This is a genomic window from Embleya sp. NPDC025285, from assembly GCF_055558835.1.
Genome location: NZ_JBVHLU010000005.1, coordinates 1 through 15,747 on the forward strand (window position 1 = coordinate 1; position 15,747 = coordinate 15,747).

General features: G+C 71.0%; 15 protein-coding genes. 2 read left to right on the forward strand and 13 right to left on the reverse strand.

Translation table 11 applies throughout. The features are described from left to right. Nucleotides 1–297 precede the first annotated feature (297 nt). Nucleotides 298–1,437: an LLM class flavin-dependent oxidoreductase gene (locus ACZ4FV_RS04805; RefSeq protein WP_395862830.1), complete on the reverse strand. Its 1,140-nt coding sequence runs from the start codon at nucleotides 1,435–1,437 to the stop codon at nucleotides 298–300. Nucleotides 1,438–1,566: 129 nt separating this feature from the next. Here ACZ4FV_RS04805 and ACZ4FV_RS04810 point away from each other — a divergent pair, with 129 nt between their 5' ends. Next, complete coding sequence (locus ACZ4FV_RS04810) at nucleotides 1,567–2,142, forward strand: helix-turn-helix transcriptional regulator (RefSeq protein ID WP_395862832.1); 576 nt, start codon at nucleotides 1,567–1,569, stop codon at nucleotides 2,140–2,142. Between the two features lie 105 nt (nucleotides 2,143–2,247). Here the strand turns inward: ACZ4FV_RS04810 and ACZ4FV_RS04815 are convergent, their stop codons facing one another. The 9 genes from ACZ4FV_RS04815 to ACZ4FV_RS04855 all read right to left on the reverse strand — a co-directional run bounded on the left by ACZ4FV_RS04815 (nucleotide 2,248) and on the right by ACZ4FV_RS04855 (nucleotide 11,247). Further along, nucleotides 2,248–2,889 (reverse strand): histidine phosphatase family protein, encoded by a 642-nt coding sequence (locus ACZ4FV_RS04815; RefSeq protein ID WP_395863453.1) that lies wholly within the window; start codon nucleotides 2,887–2,889, stop codon nucleotides 2,248–2,250. Then, nucleotides 2,886–3,299: a ribosome silencing factor gene (gene rsfS, locus ACZ4FV_RS04820; RefSeq protein ID WP_395862834.1), complete on the reverse strand. Its 414-nt coding sequence runs from the start codon at nucleotides 3,297–3,299 to the stop codon at nucleotides 2,886–2,888. Before rsfS ends, ACZ4FV_RS04815 begins: the two co-directional genes overlap by 4 nt. 158 nt (nucleotides 3,300–3,457) lie before the next feature. After that, entirely contained in the window at nucleotides 3,458–5,593 is a 2,136-nt protein-coding gene (locus tag ACZ4FV_RS04825) for an LCP family protein (protein WP_402234309.1), read from the reverse strand. After that, complete coding sequence (gene nadD, locus ACZ4FV_RS04830) at nucleotides 5,590–6,192, reverse strand: nicotinate-nucleotide adenylyltransferase (protein WP_395862838.1); 603 nt, start codon at nucleotides 6,190–6,192, stop codon at nucleotides 5,590–5,592. The genes ACZ4FV_RS04825 and nadD overlap by 4 nt, the downstream gene beginning before the upstream one ends. Before the next feature lie 21 nt (nucleotides 6,193–6,213). Further along, on the reverse strand, nucleotides 6,214–7,047 hold the full coding sequence (locus tag ACZ4FV_RS04835) for a carbohydrate ABC transporter permease (protein ID WP_395862840.1): 834 nt from the start codon (nucleotides 7,045–7,047) through the stop codon (nucleotides 6,214–6,216). Next, the gene (locus tag ACZ4FV_RS04840) at nucleotides 7,044–7,976 is read right to left on the reverse strand and encodes a carbohydrate ABC transporter permease (RefSeq protein WP_402234307.1); all 933 of its coding nucleotides are present in this window, start codon (nucleotides 7,974–7,976) and stop codon (nucleotides 7,044–7,046) included. The genes ACZ4FV_RS04835 and ACZ4FV_RS04840 overlap by 4 nt, the downstream gene beginning before the upstream one ends. Continuing rightward, the gene (locus ACZ4FV_RS04845; RefSeq protein ID WP_402234321.1) at nucleotides 7,973–9,259 is read right to left on the reverse strand and encodes an extracellular solute-binding protein; all 1,287 of its coding nucleotides are present in this window, start codon (nucleotides 9,257–9,259) and stop codon (nucleotides 7,973–7,975) included. The genes ACZ4FV_RS04840 and ACZ4FV_RS04845 overlap by 4 nt, the downstream gene beginning before the upstream one ends. Before the next feature lie 215 nt (nucleotides 9,260–9,474). After that, the gene (locus ACZ4FV_RS04850) at nucleotides 9,475–10,959 is read right to left on the reverse strand and encodes a TerD family protein (RefSeq protein ID WP_465321876.1); all 1,485 of its coding nucleotides are present in this window, start codon (nucleotides 10,957–10,959) and stop codon (nucleotides 9,475–9,477) included. A gap of 138 nt (nucleotides 10,960–11,097) precedes the next feature. Further along, the gene (locus ACZ4FV_RS04855) at nucleotides 11,098–11,247 is read right to left on the reverse strand and encodes a hypothetical protein (RefSeq protein WP_395862883.1); all 150 of its coding nucleotides are present in this window, start codon (nucleotides 11,245–11,247) and stop codon (nucleotides 11,098–11,100) included. Between the two features lie 159 nt (nucleotides 11,248–11,406). Between ACZ4FV_RS04855 and ACZ4FV_RS04860 the strand changes: the two genes are divergently transcribed. After that, nucleotides 11,407–12,483: a M48 family metallopeptidase gene (locus ACZ4FV_RS04860; protein ID WP_402234303.1), complete on the forward strand. Its 1,077-nt coding sequence runs from the start codon at nucleotides 11,407–11,409 to the stop codon at nucleotides 12,481–12,483. 7 nt (nucleotides 12,484–12,490) lie between these two features. Here ACZ4FV_RS04860 and ACZ4FV_RS04865 read toward each other — a convergent pair whose 3' ends face one another. The 3 genes from ACZ4FV_RS04865 to ACZ4FV_RS04875 form a co-directional block, all read right to left on the reverse strand. Then, nucleotides 12,491–13,540, reverse strand: coding sequence for an SCO2583 family membrane protein (locus tag ACZ4FV_RS04865; RefSeq protein WP_402234301.1), 1,050 nt, complete (start codon nucleotides 13,538–13,540; stop codon nucleotides 12,491–12,493). A 65-nt stretch (nucleotides 13,541–13,605) separates the two neighbouring features. After that, a complete protein-coding gene (locus ACZ4FV_RS04870; RefSeq protein WP_395862889.1) occupies nucleotides 13,606–14,268 on the reverse strand; it encodes an SCO2584 family spore wall biosynthesis protein in 663 nt (220 codons plus the stop codon). Nucleotides 14,269–14,469: 201 nt separating this feature from the next. Continuing rightward, a complete protein-coding gene (locus tag ACZ4FV_RS04875; protein ID WP_395862890.1) occupies nucleotides 14,470–15,732 on the reverse strand; it encodes a glutamate-5-semialdehyde dehydrogenase in 1,263 nt (420 codons plus the stop codon). Between the last annotated feature and the right edge of the window lie 15 nt (nucleotides 15,733–15,747).

Consider the following 15,747-nt stretch of genomic DNA (forward strand, 5'->3'; position numbering starts at 1 on the left):
CCCGAGCGAGGCACCGCTTTTTCTTGGAGGAGCGAAGCGGGGGAAAGAAAAAGCGGTGCCTCGCGAGCCGGCGACGAAGTCGCCCAACAAACAGCATCGCCTCACCCACGACTCCGCCCCGCCACCCCACGCCCCCACCCACGACCCACGACCCACCCCACCCCCTCGCGAGCCGCCGACGAAGTCGCCCAACCAACACAGCCGGACCCGGTCCTCCGCACCGGATCCGGCCGCGCTTTCCTCGTCCAAGGCGACCACGGGGTGCGTATCACGCCCCGGACGAAGTCTCGATCCCCGTCAGGCCCCGTACTTGGCCCGGAAGTGCGGGATGACCTTCTCGCCCCAGATCCGGATCGTCTCCATGCAGTCCTCTTGCGGGATCGTGCCCATCTGGATCAGGCACATGATCTCGTCCGCACCCGCGTCGATCAGCTTCTGCACGTAGCCGATCGCGTCCTCCGCCGTCCCGTAGGCGTGGTTGATGTTGTACGTCGCGGTCGCGTTCACCGTGACCGGGATCTTCGCCTCGTGCAGCATCGCGACCTGCTGCTCGGCGGCCTCGTTGATGATCGCCACCTCGTCCCGGCCCTCGACCACGGCCTCGTCCGGGATGCCGGACTTGCCGCCGGAGAACCAGTGCGCGATCGACTGCGCGAAGAAGCGCTGACCGCGCGCGCCGACCTGACGGGCGCGGGCGCCGTCCTCGGAGACGATCGTCGGACACAGCGCGACCAGGTGGTCGTTGGTCACCGTGGACACGAACCGCTCGCCGGTGCGCTCCTTGATCGCGTCCCGGTAGATCTGGTTGAGGTTCGCCACCTCCTCGGGACCGGCGAAGCCGAGCACCAGCGCGCCGACGCCGTACTCCGCCGCCTCGACCAGGCTCGGCTGCTTGCTGCAGGCCAGGAACAGCGGCGGGTGCGGGGTCTGCACCGGGCGCGGCAGGATCGGGTGCGAGCCCTCGATGTCGAGCACGTCGCCGTGCCATTCGAGCTCGTCCCGCTGCCACGCGGCGCCGATGATCCGCAGCGCCTCCTCGACCTGGGCCTTGGTCTGCTCGATGTCCACGCCGCACAGCGTGGACTCCTGGAGCGTGCCGCCCCGGGCCGCGCCCACGTCGAGCCGCCCGCCGGAGAGCGTGTCGAGCATGCCGATCCGCTCGGCGACCCGGGCCGGGTGGTTGAAGTTGAACGGCATGCAGACCGCGCCGTGCGCGATCCGGATCCGGCTGGTCCGCGCGGCGACCCAGGTCAGGAAGATCTCCGGCGCGCTCATGTGTGAGTACCACTTGGTCGAGTGGTGCTCGACGGCCCAGATCCGGTCGAAGCCCATCTGCTCGGCGTATACGGCCTGATCCACGGAGTTGAGGATGACCTCGCGCTCGTGTTCCGCCGTGGGGTTGGCCATCTGGGCTTCGAAGATCATCGAGAACTGCATGCCGTACTCCTGGTGCGCGTGGCGTGGAATACTTCAATTAGATATATGACGACCAGTCAGGTCAATAGCCGGCTGACGTAGAATCAGAAAAAGTTGACGCGTACCGAACGCGCACCGATGGAGGCCACGATGACGGGGGATCCGCTCCCGAAGCTGCCCGCTACCGCGTGGGCCGTGCTCGGCCTCTTGTCGTTCCCGGGCGAGCGCTCCGGCTACGACCTCAAGAAGTGGGCCGACGCTTCCCTGCGCTTCTTCTACTGGAGCCCGGCGCTGAGCCAGATCTACAGCGAGCTCAAGCGCCTGGAGCAGCTCGGCTTCGCCGTCTCGCGCATCGCCTCCCAGGACGAACTGCGCAACAAGCGGCTCTACCGGATCACCGATTCCGGTCAGGAGGCGCTGGCCACCTGGGCCCGGGACACCCCGGCCGGGCCGCCGGTGCTCAAGCACGGCGTCGCGCTCCGGGTCTGGCTCGGCCACCTCAGCGAGCCCGAGGAGCTGCGCAAGACCCTGGTGGAGCACCGCGACTACGCGGCGACCACGCTGGACGAGGTGCGCGCGAGCGAGGATTCGGCACAGGACCGCTGGCCGTTCCCGGCCCTGGTGCTCAAGTGGAGCGAGCGCTACTGGCAGGCCGAGCGTGATCTCGCCGACGGCATGCTCGCCGATCTGGAGGAGCTGTACCGCAAACAGGCGGGCGAGGAGTGAGCGCCCGCCTCACCGGCGGGCGCACATGAAAAAACGATCCAGGAGTCGAGGGGCGGCGCCCGTCGGGGCGCCGCCGACTCCGAGATCGTCCTGGTCGTGCGTGGCTCAGTCGTCGTCGCCGATGACCGGCTCGGGCAGGGTGCCGGCGTTGTGCTCCAACAACCGCCATCCGCGTACGCCCGGGCCCAGCACCGACCAGCAGCAGTTGGACAGCGCGCCCAGCGCGCCCCAGGTCTCCCGGGGCAGGCCCAGCAGCGCGCCGAGTCCGCAACGGATCGCGCCGCCGTGCGAGACCACCACCAGCGTGCCGTCCTCCGGCAGCTTCTCCACCGCGAGGTCGATCGCCTGAGCCATCCGGTCGGCGACCTCGCTCTCCAGTTCGCCGCCGCCGCGTCGCACCGGCTCACCGCGCCGCCAGGCGGCGAACTGCTCCGGGAAAGTCTCCTCGATCTCCCGGTTGGTCAACCCCTGCCACTCCCCCGCGTACGTCTCGCGCAGCGCGGGATCCAGCGTCACCGGGACGTCGACGAGCCGGGCCAGTTCGGCGGCCGTGTCCACCGCGCGGATCAGGTCCGAGGCGATGATCGCGTCCGGACGCAGCGCGGCGAGCAGCCGGGCCGAGCGCCGGGCCTGGCCCAGGCCCGCCTCGGTCAGCGGGATGTCGGTCTGGCCCTGGAAGCGCCGCTCGACGTTCCACGTGGTCTGGCCGTGCCGCCACAGCAGGACACGGCGCCCCTTCCCGCTCAGAGCGCGCCCTCCGCCGCCTCGGCGGCCTTGGCCTGCTCGTTGCCGAGCCGCACCGCTTCCGGCAGTTCGATCCGCGGGCAGTCCTTCCACAGCTTCTCGAGCGAGTAGTAGGCCCGCTCCTCGGCGTGCTGGACGTGCACCACGATGTCGATGTAGTCGAGGAGGATCCAGCGCCCTTCGCGCTCGCCCTCGCGCCGGACCGGCTTGGCGCCGAGCCCGCGCAACGCTTCCTCGACCTCGTCCATGATCGCCTTGACCTGGCGGTCGTTGGACGCGGAGGCGAGCACGAACACGTCGGTGATCGTGACGACCTCGCTCACGTCGTAGGCGACGACGTCGGTGGCGAGCTTCTCTGCACATGCCACGGCAGCCGCGGTGGCGAGCTCCAGGGCGTGGGGGGTTGCGGTCACGATTCGCTTCCTGCGGACGACAAGGGGATTACCGTTCAGGGTCTCACACGCGGGGCCTCGGACGGCCACCCGTTATTTCGCGGATCCCACGGCGGTCACCCGCCCGGGCACGCCGCGGTCGTCCCCGAACCGGGAATCGGGAACGACCGCGGCGACGGCTACGGCTTGTCCGGGTTGTAGTCCTGGCCGAGCGTGACCACCACGTCGGCGAGCATCTCGCCGGTGGCCTTCTTCACCGCCGTCGCCGGCAGGGCCAGGGTCAGCGCCACCTGTTCCGCGTCCGCCTTTCGGGCGTCGTCGGCGTACTGCACGGTCGACGTCGGCTGCGTGCGCTTGGCCGAGGCACCGCCCGGAACGTACGTGACGCCCGCGTTGAGCAGCCGCGCCTGCGCGTCCGGACCGGAGGCGGGCTTGCCGCTCGCGTCCTCCACCATGACCCGGGCCGGGCCCGCCTCGACCTTGCCCTGGCGCACCGTGCCGCCGAGCAGCTCGCGCACGATGGGCAGCGCCGCGGCGGTGTCCAGGATGCCGTCCGCGGAGACCGGGAGGGCCCGGACCTGCATCTGCTTCGCCTGGGTGGCCTTGGCCAGGTTGGCGAGCAGGACGCTGAGCTTGTCGTCCGGCAACGAGGGGTCGGGCACGTTGGCCATGTTGGCCAGCAGCGACAGGACCGCGTCCGGCTGGGTCGGGAACGCGGTCAGCAGGCCCTGGAGGACCCGGCCGAACCGATCGCCGACCACCGCGGGCGCCTCGTTGGGCTGCTTGTAGCCGGCGAAGGCCAGCGCCGCGACGCCGTTCGCGGGATTGCGGCCCTGTCCGACCAGCACCTTGCCGTCCGGGCCCTTGACCTCGACATCGGCGTTGAGTTGGATGCCGCCGGCCAGGTCGACCAGGCCCTGCAGGACCGGCTCCGAGATCACCCACGAGCCGTCCAGCCTGACGCCGAGCAGGTCGGACAGCGCGTCCCGGGACGCGCCCGGGCCCTCGTCCGCCATCAGCTGACCGAGCGGGAAGGAGCTGTTGTCGGAGTTGACGATGGTGACCGAGGACACGCTGACCATGGAGGCGGTGTTCTTCGCCGGGTCGACCGTGAGCAGCACGTTGGCGGCGGCCTTGCCGTCCTTGGCGCGCAGTTGCACCAGCACGCCGCCGTTCTTGCCCGGGGCCGCGACCGACTTCTCGTCGCGCATCCAGGTGTCCCACGCGAAGTACCCGCCGACCCCGAGCAGGGCCACCGCGAGCACCACCGCGAGCGCGATCAGCCGCTGCCGGATCGCCCGACGCTTCTCGTCCCGGCGCTCGGAGCGGGTCTCGGCGAAGGACAGCCAGTCGATGACGTCCTCGGCCTGCTCGCTCTCGTCGTCGACGAACGCGAACTCGTCCGAGCCGTAACCGGGTCGGCCCGGTCGGCCTGGACCCGGCTTGCGCGTCCTGGGCGGCGGCACCCGGCCGTCGTCGGTGGAGGCCGCGGACCGGCCGGACCCGGACCCGCGTTCGGCCGAAGTCGAGGCCGAGGACGAGGGCGTGGGCGACGGCGAAGCCGTGGCCGCGCCGGTCGCCTCCGACCGCGAGCGGGCCGGCCGGGCCGGGCGCACCGGGATCGAGCCCGCCGCGATCCCGGTCGAGGCCGGGTCCGTTCCGGCCGACGGCAGCGGCGCGGCGGGACCGGGCGCGGGCTCGGGTCGGCTACCGGGCACCACAGGCGGCGCGGGAGGTGCGGCGGGCTGCTCGTAGTACGCCGTGGGCTGCTGCTGTTCGTAGTAGCCCTGCTGCGGGTCGGCGAACCCGCCCCGACCGCCCTGCGGCGGATATGCCTCGGCCGGTCGACCCGTCGGGTCGTAGCCGTTGGGGTCGTACGCGTTGGGGTCGTAGGCGTTGGGGTCGTAGCCGCCCTGGCCCGCGCCGCCGGTGCCGTAGCCGTTCGGGTCGTACGTCCCCGCGCCGGTGCCCGGGTCGTACGCGCTCGGCTCGTAGCCGGTCGACTCGTAGCCGCCCGGTGCGTAGGTCCCGGGCGGATACGCGTTCGGGTCGTAGGCGTTCGGGTCGTACGGGTACTGCTGTTGTGGAGCGAAGTACACCGGCTCCAGCCCCTGCGGACCCGACCCCGGCGCCGCCGGCGGCTGCGGGTCGTATCCCGTGAAGCCGCCGTCGGGCGCGTACGAGCCGTATCCCGGCTGTTGCCCCTGGACCTGTCCGCCGTCGCCTCGTTCGGTGCCGTACGGCTCCTGCGCCTGTCCGCCGTCCCCTTGCTCGGTGCCGTAAGGCTCCCACTCGCGCCGGTCGTCGTTGCTCACGAAGCTCCCCGGTACAGCCGCCGCTTGCTGATGTATTGGACGACCCCGTCCGGCACCAGGTACCAGACCGGATCACCCCCGGCCACCCTTGCACGGATGTCGGTCGACGAGATGGCCAGCGCGGGGACCTCGACCAGGCTCACGCCCCCGTCCGGGAAACCCGGGTCGGACAGAGTGTGCCCCGGACGGGTGCAACCCACGAAATGCGCGAGCTCGAACATCTCGTGCGCGTTGTGCCAGGAGAAGATCTGGGACAGCGCGTCGGCGCCGGTGATGAAGAATATCTCGGTCCCCTCGGGAGAGGACTCGCGCAGGTCGCGCAGGGTGTCGAGGGTGTACGTCTCGCCCTCGCGGTCGATGTCCACCCGGCTGACCGAGAAGGTCGGGTTGGACGCGGTGGCGATCACCGTCATCAGGTAGCGGTCCTCGGGCGAGGACACGTCCTGCGCGAACTTCTGCCACGGCCGACCGGTCGGCACGAACACCACCTCGTCGAGCCCGAACTGGCCCGCGACCTCGCTCGCGGCGACGAGGTGCCCGTGATGGATGGGATCGAAGGTGCCGCCCATGACACCGACACGTCTGTTCCGCTCGCTCATGGCGCGAGAATCTATCGGTCCCTACTCCTTGACCGCGCCCGAGGTGATGCCCGCGACGATGCGCCGCTGGAAGACCAGCACGAGAACGACGACCGGAATGCTCACCACGACCGACGCCGCGGCGATCGCGGCGGTGGGCTGCTGGAACTGCGACGCGCCGGTGAAGAAGGCCAGCGCGGCGGGCACCGTACGGGAGCTGTTGGTCGAGGTCAGCGACACGGAGAAGACGAAGTCGTTCCAGGCGAAGAAGAACACCAGGATCGCGGTGGTCACCACGGCGGGCACCGCCATCGGCGCGATCACGTAGCGAAACGCCTGCCACGCGGACGCGCCGTCGATCCGCGCGGCGTCCTCCAGGGCCCACGGAATCTGCTTGAAGAACGAGGTCAGCGTCCAGATCGAGAGCGGCATCGTGAAGGAGAGATACGGCAGGATCAGCCCGATCCAGGTGTCGAACAGGCCGATGCGGCGCCACATGTCGAACAGCGGCCCGACCACCGCGATGGTCGGGAACATCGCGATCGCCAGCGCGCCGAGCAGGATCAGCCGTTTGCCCGGGAACTCCATCCGCACGATCGCATACGCGGTGCCGGTCGCGCACGCGACCGCGATCACCGTGGCGATCAGCGAGATGCCGATCGAGTTGCGCAGCGCGTCGGTGAACAGGTCGTTCTTGAAGACGGTCCGGTAGTTCTCCCAACTCCAGGTGGTGGGCAGGAACTTCGCGTTGTTGATGTCGTCGCCGCCCTTGAACGACAGGGACACCATCCAGGCCAGCGGCAGCACGGTGATCGCGATCACCAGGACGGTGACCAGGACACGGGCGCCCTCGCGGGCCGGACTGGGCTGACTCACGCGGGGCTCCCGAGCTTGCTCACGTCGGTACGGAAGAGCTTGATGAACATGAACGCGATCAGCAGGACGCAGGCGAACAGCAGTACCGAGATCGCCGAGCCCAGGCCCAGCGCGGTGCGGCTGACCAATTGCCGATAAGCCAGGAAGGACACCGTCTCGGTGTCGTTGGCACCGCCGGTCATCACGAACACGGAGTCGAAGATCCGAAACGCGTCCATCGTGCGGAACAGCAGCGCGACCAGGATCGCCTGCTTCATGATCGGCAGGGTGACCCGGGTGAGCCGCTGCCACGGTCCCGCGCCGTCCACGCGCGCCGCCTCGTGCACGTCCGAGGAGACCTGGATGAGGCCGCCGAGCAGCAGCAGCGACATGAACGGCGTGGTCTTCCAGATCTCCGAGAGGGCGATCACGAACAGCGCGGTCCAGCGGTGGTCGAACCACGCGATGTCGGTGCCGAACCAGTCGTTGACGAACCCGGTCGAGGGGTCGAACGCGTAGCGCCAGGCGTAGGCGGAGACGACGGTGACGATGCCGTACGGGACGAGCACGATGGTGCGCAGCGTGCGGCGCAGGTGGAGCGCGCGCTGCATCAACTGGGCGAGCCCGAAGCCGATCACGAACTCGACCGAGACGGTCACCACGGTCAGCGCCAGCGTGGTCCACACGTCGGTCCACCACAGCGGGTCCTTGAGCACGACCCAGTAGTTCGACAGGCCCGCGAACGAGTTCGCCTCCGGGGTGGTCAGCCGCTTGTGGAAGAGCGAGAGCCAACCGGCGTCGAGCAGCGGCGCGATCGCGACCAGGATCATGATCAACACGGCGGGCGCGGAGAGCATCCACCCGGTGCGCCGCATGCGCTGGGCGTGATCTCGCTGTTTCCGGGGCTTCTTGTGCCGGGGCGCGGTGCCGGCCGTGGATACCGTGCTCACAGCAGCACCCGGTCGTGCAGGACCCCGGTGATCAGGTCGTCGGTTCTGCGCGGGGCGGTGTTCGGGTCGACGTCCGCGGGCGGGTGGTACATCCGCTGTACGGACGCGGACACGTCGTTGTAGTACGGGGTGCGCGGGCGCGGGCCGGCCTGGTCCAGCGACTCCCTGATCAGGTCGGCCATCGGCAACGCCTCGCGCACGCGCGGGTCGTCGTAGGCGGCGGCCTTGGCCGTGGTCTCCTTCGACTCCAGCATGTAGGTGATCTGGTTCTCCAGCGTGCCCGCGCAGCGCACCGCGCTCACCGCCGCCGCGCTGTGCTTGCCGTACTTGCTGACCCCCAGGGCGATTCCGCCGAACGGCGGCTTGGACGCCTTGCCGGCGTCGGTCTGCGGGTAGCGCGCCCAGCCGTAGTCGTCGAGCACCTCGCGCGAGAGTTGGCCGTCGTCGACCGCCTCGGCCGCGGCGCCGCGCGCGTACGTCCAGTTGACCATGAAGCCGCCCGAGCCGGATTGGAACGTGGTCCTGGTGTCGTCCTCGATCGAGGTGGCCAGGTTGGCCGGGGCGGCGGGGGAGCGGCCCAGCCGGCGCATGACCTCGGCGGCGCGTTTGCCCGAACCGCCCTCCTGGAGCGTGGGTTTGAGGTCGACGCCCTTCTCCACGTCGCGCACGATCGCGCCGCCGGCGCCGGTGACCAGGCCGTTGACCCAGACCGTGATGCCCTCGTAGCGCTTGGCGGGCACCGAGACCGTCTTGCGCGTCTTCTCCGCGGCGGTGATCACCTCGTCCCAGCTCACCGGGCGGCTCAGGTCGAGCCCGGCTGCCGCGGCGACCGACTTGCGGTACCACAGGAGTTGGGTGTTCGCCCGGAACGGGGCGGCGACCAGGCGAGCGCGCCAGACCGAGGACTCCACCGCGCTGCTGAGCATGCCCTCGGTGAGCGCGGCGGCCTCGGCCGGGTCGAACGGGCGCAGGAAGCCCGCCTCGGCGAACTCCGGTACGAAGACCGGGTCGAGCGCCATCACGTCGATCGAGGAGTCCTTGGCGGCCAGCCGCCGGACCAACTGCTCGCGCTGCCCGGACGCGTCGGTGGGCAACACCGAGACCTTGACCCGGTAGGCACCGCCCGACGCCTGGCTGCACCGGTCGGCGAGCTTTTGGTAGGCCCCGTTGTCCGGCGGCACGTACCAGTTGAGCACCGGTGGGCCCGAGCTGCCGCCTCCACACCCGACGACGGAGGCGACCAGCGCGAGCGCGACGGCCCAGAGTCCGCGACGACGCAGCATGTGGTTCACGGGCTCAGCAGATCAAGCAAACCGTTCTTATCGCTTTAATACCCCCCGAATGGTGGCGTGTCGGTACGCCATTCGGACCCACCCGTCCGCCACCACGCGCCGCGGGTCGCCCGTCTCCGGTATCGGAGGCGGGCGGCCCGGGCTTTCGGGCGTTGGGGTGGTGGGCTGGTGCGGGGCCGGGGGCTAGGCGTGTCGTGGAGGGGCGTTCAGTCGAGGACCGGGGTCAGCGTCCAGTCGCCGTCGGCCTCGAGTTCGATCAGGCAGGGACCCTTGGGCAGGATCGACTCGCCCTCGTAGTCGCCGATCGCGTTGGCCAGGGTGCCGAGATAGGACTCGTCGCCGCCGTGGTCGGCGAAGGTGCCGACGATGAAGTTTCCGGTACCCCGATGCGTCATCACGAGCACCGTGCGCGGGCCGGCCCAGCGCACCGTCTCCGGGCCGGTGCCGGTCAGCCTCTCGGTCAGCGGCCGGGCCGCCTCCGGGCCGAACAGCCGCACGGTCCACGCGCCGTCGGCCTCGATCTTCAGGCGCGAGGTGCGGCTGCTGCGTTCGTCCACCAACGCCCGGCCGCGGTAGGCGCCGATCGCGTTGGCCAGCAGTTTGTCCGTCTCCAGGTCGGCGTCCAGCGTCCACACCACGAAGTTGTCGGTGCCGCGTCCCTCGAGTTCGACCAGGAAGGGGCCGGCCTCGACCGGGCGGGTGATCGACAGGACCTTGTCGCCGCGTCCCTCGTAGACGCCGGCGGGTGGGGTCTCGCCGGTGGCGGGCGCCGGCAACGGCTCGGCGGGGGCCGGTTCGTGCTCCGCCGGGGAGGGCGCGGCCGGTTCGTCGGCCGATTCGGTCACCGCTTCGGCTGCCACTTCGGCCACCGGCTCGGCAGCGATGGACGCGACCGGCTCCGGTTCCGCTGCCGCCGCCGTGGCGTCGCCGGGCGGCGCGTCGTCGGGGCGCACGTCATCGGGGCGCACGTCCTCGGACGGAGCGTCGGCGGGCTTCGCGTCGGCGGGCTTCGTGTCCTCGGGCTTCGTGTCCTCGGGCTTCGTGTCCTCGGGCTTCGCGTCCTCGGGCTTCGCGTCCTCGGGCTTCGCGTCCTCGGGCTTCCGCTCCTCGGGCGTCGCGCCGCCGGCGGGCGGGTGTACCGCCGCGTCCGTCACCGGCTCCACCGACTCCACCGCGTCCTCGTGCGCCATCACCGCGGCCACGATCAGCGTCTGTTCGGGATCCGCGCCCAGATCGCGCACGAGTTGGTCCACGCCCGCCTCGTAGCCCTGGCCCACCGCGCCGAATCGCCAGCCGTCCCGCCGGTAGACCTCGGCCAGGATCAGCGCACGTTCGCGGGTCAGCTCCGCGACCGGCAGCACGAAGCGTCCGATCTCGCCGTCCGCGCCGAGCAGCCGAAGCAGCGAACCGTCGCCGAACCCCGGCGCCTGCGCACCGACCGCGAACACCAGGCGGTCCACCGCGTCGTCCACGGCGGACAGGTCCACATGGAACTCGGCCGTCCCGGTGCCCCCGGCCACCAGCGCGACCGCACTGATCAGCGACGCCGGCCGGGCCGTACAGACCACGTCCAGGTCCGCCGTGCCCAGGCTGAAGCAGTACGCGGCCAGACCCTCGCCCGACACGTCGAACTCCACCCTGATGGCCGAATCGTCCAGCCTCGTCTTTTCGCCCATCGCGAATGTGCGCATCGGGTCCTCCCCCAGCCGCCCCTGACCTGGCGTCACCTTAACGCGCACGGCAAAGCGCCGGGACGGCAACGGCCGGCCCGGCGATCACGGGAGGTATCGGTGATCCGGATCCCGGGATCCGGATTCGACGACAGGTGCTCAGCGGTCCTTGTTGAACCGCGTCACCACGAACAGCAGGACCAGGAGCACGGCCAGCGCACCGATGCCGGCACCCACCGGGTTCAGGTTTTCGTGCTTGCCGCCTTCGTTGGCCAGCGTGGTGAGGACGGTCGTCGCGTGCGAGGTCATCCGTGGTCAGCCCTTGCGTAGTTTTTGCCGACGTGTGCGCACGACATCGTACGGGCGCCGAGAGCGGGTCGCGCGGCCAGGTTCCGGGGACGACCCTCAGCCCGGGGCTGCGGACGCGCCTAGTCTGGGGGCAGATTGGTCGAGGCTAGGGGGCTGGGTATGCCGGACGACAAGACGATCGAGACCTTCGAGGGGCGCAGGCGATTCCCCGGAATCTCCTCCCGGGCGTACGAACATCCCGCCGACCGCACCGCCCTGGTGGCGATGCGCCGGCTGAGCGGGTTCGACACGGTACTCAAGCAGATGTCGGGCATGGTGTCCGAACGGGCCATCCGGCTCGCCTTCCTCGCGGGCTCGGTGCGCGCGGGCGAGCAGCAGTTCCGCCGGTTGCACGAGATGGTCCGCGAGTCCGCGTACATCCTGGACCTGCCCGCCGTGCCCGAGTTGTACATCACCCAGGACCCGCAGCCGAACGCGATGGCGATCGGCATGGACAAGCCGTTCATCGTGGTCACCTCGGGCCTGGTCGAGTTGCTCGACGACGACGAGATGCGCACCGTGATCGGGCACGAGACCGGGCACATCCTGTCCGGGCACGCGGTGTACCGCACGATGTTGCTGATCCTGACCCGGTTCGCCTCGGCGCTGTCCGGGATCCCGCTCGGCTCGCTGGGCGTGCACGCGATCATCACCGCGTTGCAGGAGTGGTTCCGAAAGTCCGAACTGTCCTGCGACCGTGCGGGTCTGCTGGTCGGGCAGGACCCCGAGGTGTCGATGCGCGCGCTGATGAAGGTGGCCGGCGGCTCGCAGTTGCACGAGATGAGCACGGACGCGTTCCTGGAGCAGGCCGCCGAGTACGAGGGCGCCGGCGACCTGCGCGACAGCGTGCTCAAGTTGATGAACCTGCTGGGCCGTTCGCACCCGTTCCCGGTGGTCCGGGTGGCCGCGCTGCGCAAGTGGGCGGACGGCGAGGAGTACGCGCGAATCCTCGCGGGCGAGTACCCGCGTCGTGCGGACGACCCGAACGCGTCGGTGCGCGAGGAGGCCAAGGCCTCGGCGAACGCCTACCGCGAGTCGGTACGCACCACCACCGACCCGTTGTTCGGCCTGCTCCGCGACCTCGCCGACGGCGCGGCGGACGCCGGCGGCAAGCTGCGCGACAAGTTCACCGGCCGCCGCGAAGAACCGGGCGCGGCCTCGACGAACAACAGTGGTGGTGGTGGCGGCGGCGCCTGACCACCCGTCAGGGCAGCCCGAGCAGCCGGGCACATGTGCCGGCGGAGGCCGAGCGGAACGGATCCACCTGCTCGGCCGCCGGCGGCGCGTCGGTCGGCGCCGGACCGGTGAACGAGGGCCGGAACCACAGCGAACCGTCCACGTCGCAACCCTGCGGGCCGGCCACGGTCAGGATCCGCCGCACCTGGAGCAGGCCGTCGCGCAACATCGACGAGTTCAGGTGGAAGTCCCACACCCGGTGCAGCACGAAGCGGGTCCACCCCGGGCCGCCGACCTGCGCCACCGCGTAGACGAACACCACGTCGGCGGTGACCACCAGATCCGCGCGCGCGTGTTCGGCGGCGGCGAGCGTGCCCTTGACCCGTATCGGCGCGTCCAGAACCTTGACCGCGGTCGGATCGAATCGGGTGATCCACCCGGTGGGCGCGAACGTGTCGTCGTCGCGCGGGGCGATCAGCGCCGCGCCGAGCTGATCGCGCTGCTCGGCGCGCAGCAGCGGCAGCGCGGCCCACGGCCGACCGCCCGCGAGCACGGTCGGGTCGAGCTGGGTGCCCACCACGAACTCGCGGACCAGGTTCAGGGCCTGACCCACCCGCGCGGCCGAGAAGTGCGCCGTCGCGCGGGGCTCACCGACCACGATCCCGGCCGCGCCCTGTGCCCAACTCGCTGCCGGGCCGGCCGACATCGGGTCGGCGGGCAGCGGACCCGGCGCGTAACCCACCGGCGGCAGCAGCGCGACCCGATGCAGTACCGCCGGACCGATCTCCAACCGCGGCCCGGGCACGGCGGCCCGCCGGGCGCCCAGAAAGCTCGCGCCGCCGATCACCGACAACACGAGTAACGCACCCAGAGCGCCGCGCAGCGTGCGCACCCGCACGCCGAACACCCGGCGCTGCCGGTGCGGTCGCTTGCCCCCGTGGATCCGCTCGCGTGCCGACGGCTCGTGCAGTCCCGCCGCGCGCACGAAGGTCGCATCGAAGACGACGGCGCTGAACTCGTCCTCGCCGTCGGGCCCACCCCGGTTCGGGCCTTCGGGGGGCACTCCCCGTCCGGACATACTCCCAGCTTAGGTCGCCCGCGAGCGGGTGCATACGTACCCGGACAAGGGGTTGCGACCGGGGCTCAGCCGGGTCCCGAACGGGCCGCGGCGGGCACCGAGGGAACCGGTGCGGACCCGTCCGCGGCGCCGGAGTCACCGGGCGGAACGGTGATCCGCACCTGCGACGTGTCCTGTCCGGGCAGCGGCGCGAACACCGGGTTGTTGTCCGTCGTCGCGCTCCGGCCCGAGTCCACCGACGGCTGCCGGGGAGCGGTGGGGCCCTGTGAGGATCCGCTGCGGTAGACGGCGGTCACCGCCATCGCCACCACGCCGACGCCCATCAGCAGGGCCAGCACCCAGGCCACGCCGCGCCGCCAGCGTGCGCCCCGCGCCCGGGCCCACGGCTCGCCCGCGAACCAGGTCGGCACGTGCGGCAACATCGGGCCGGGGTCGGAGGAGGAAACGGTGCGGGCCCGCCACGGGTCCTCGCCGTCGGGTGGATACGTCCCGTCGTCGAACCAGTCGGAACGCTCGGCCTGTTCGGCCTTCTTGTCGGTCCGCTCGGGCGCGGCCGGTGTGGGTGTCGGCGCAGGATCGACCGCCGCACCACGCTCGTTCGCCGAGGGCTCGTGTACGCGGGCGGCGCGCACGAACGACTCGTCGAAGACGACGGAGGAGAGCTCGTCCTCCGAGAACTCGGGAAAATCTGGGCCGTCCGGGAACTCTGGCCCTGGTGATTCGGGCACTCCTAGACAGTATTACCGCAGGCACCCCGATGGATACCGAATCATCGGACCGGTCGGCGGCCCGAGGACGATCGAAGTCGCCCCGGGCTGCCGATCCCGGATCGGAAGCGTGTCAGACCGTCGCCGCGGCGAGCACTCGGAAGCGCACACGACCGTCGCCGCCGAGCACTCGGAGTGCCTGTGGCCGTCGCCGGCGAGCACTCAGGAGCGCACGTGGCCGTCGCCGGTGACCACGTACTTCGTGCTGGTCAGCTCGGGCAGACCCATCGGGCCGCGCGCGTGCAGCTTCTGCGTGGAGATGCCGATCTCCGCGCCGAAGCCGAACTGGCCGCCGTCGGTGAACCGGGTCGACGCGTTGACCATGACCGCGGTCGAGTCGACCAGGCTGACGAACTCGCGGGCCGCGGCCTGCGACGTGGTGACGATCGCCTCGGTGTGCCCGGAGCTGTGCCGGCGGATGTGCGCGACCGCGTCGTGCAGCGAGGGCACCACGGCGGCGGCGATGTCGTACGACAGGTATTCGGTGTCCCAGTCGGCGTCGACGGCGGGCACCACGTCGGCCGAGTACCCCTGCACCGCGGCGTCGCCGTGCACGGTGACGCCGGCGTCCTTGAGGGCGGCCAGCGCGAGCGGCACGAACGCGTCCGCCACGTCCCGGTGCACCAGCAGCGTCTCGGCCGAGTTGCACACGCTGACCCGGTGCGCCTTGGAGTTGACCAGGATGTTCACCGCCATCTCCAGGTCCGTCTGCGCGTCGACGTAGACGTGGCAGTTGCCCACGCCGGTCTCGATCACCGGCACGGTGGAGCCCTCGACCACGGTCCGGATCAGGCCGGCGCCGCCGCGCGGGATCAGCACGTCCACCAGACCGCGCGCGGTCATCAGCTCCTTCACCGAGTCGTGCGTCTCGCCCGGCACCAACTGGATCGCGTCGGCGGGCAGCCCGGCCGCGACGATCGCGTCACGCATCACCGCGACGATCGCGGTGTTCGACCGGTAGGCGGACGAGGAGCCGCGCAGGAGCACCGCGTTGCCCGACTTCAGGCACAGCGCGGCGCCGTCCACGGTGACGTTGGGGCGGGCCTCGTAGATGATCCCGACCACGCCGAGCGGCACCCGCACCTGGCGCAGTTCGAGACCGTTGGGCAGGGTCGAGCCGCGCAGCACCTCGCCGACCGGATCCGGCAGGCCGACCACGTCGCGTACGTCGGAGGCGATCGCGGCGATCCGCTCGTCGGTCAGGGTCAACCGGTCGATCATCGCCTCACCGGTGCCGTTGGCTCGGGCCCGCTCGACGTCCTCGGTGTTGGCGACCACGATCTCGGCCGAGCGGGCCACGAGCGCGTCGGCGAGCGCGAGCAGCGCGTCGTCCTTGGCCCGGCGGGTCAGTGGCGCGAGGACGGCGGCGGCCTCCCGGGCGCGACGGGCGGTGTCGAGGACTGCGGAGGCTTCGCTGCTGGTCATACCGGCAAGCCTACC

Coding starts and splice junctions, on each gene's coding strand:
- ACZ4FV_RS04805 (WP_395862830.1), bottom strand. CDS start 1,437: ATGCAGTTCTCGATGATCTTCGAAGCCCAGATGGCCAACCCCACGGCG.
- ACZ4FV_RS04810 (WP_395862832.1), top strand. CDS start 1,567: ATGACGGGGGATCCGCTCCCGAAGCTGCCCGCTACCGCGTGGGCCGTG.
- nadD (WP_395862838.1), bottom strand. CDS start 6,192: ATGAGCGAGCGGAACAGACGTGTCGGTGTCATGGGCGGCACCTTCGAT.
- ACZ4FV_RS04845 (WP_402234321.1), bottom strand. CDS start 9,259: ATGCTGCGTCGTCGCGGACTCTGGGCCGTCGCGCTCGCGCTGGTCGCC.
- ACZ4FV_RS04850 (WP_465321876.1), bottom strand. CDS start 10,959: ATGCGCACATTCGCGATGGGCGAAAAGACGAGGCTGGACGATTCGGCC.
- ACZ4FV_RS04855 (WP_395862883.1), bottom strand. CDS start 11,247: ATGACCTCGCACGCGACGACCGTCCTCACCACGCTGGCCAACGAAGGC.
- ACZ4FV_RS04860 (WP_402234303.1), top strand. CDS start 11,407: ATGCCGGACGACAAGACGATCGAGACCTTCGAGGGGCGCAGGCGATTC.
- ACZ4FV_RS04865 (WP_402234301.1), bottom strand. CDS start 13,540: ATGTCCGGACGGGGAGTGCCCCCCGAAGGCCCGAACCGGGGTGGGCCC.
- ACZ4FV_RS04875 (WP_395862890.1), bottom strand. CDS start 15,732: ATGACCAGCAGCGAAGCCTCCGCAGTCCTCGACACCGCCCGTCGCGCC.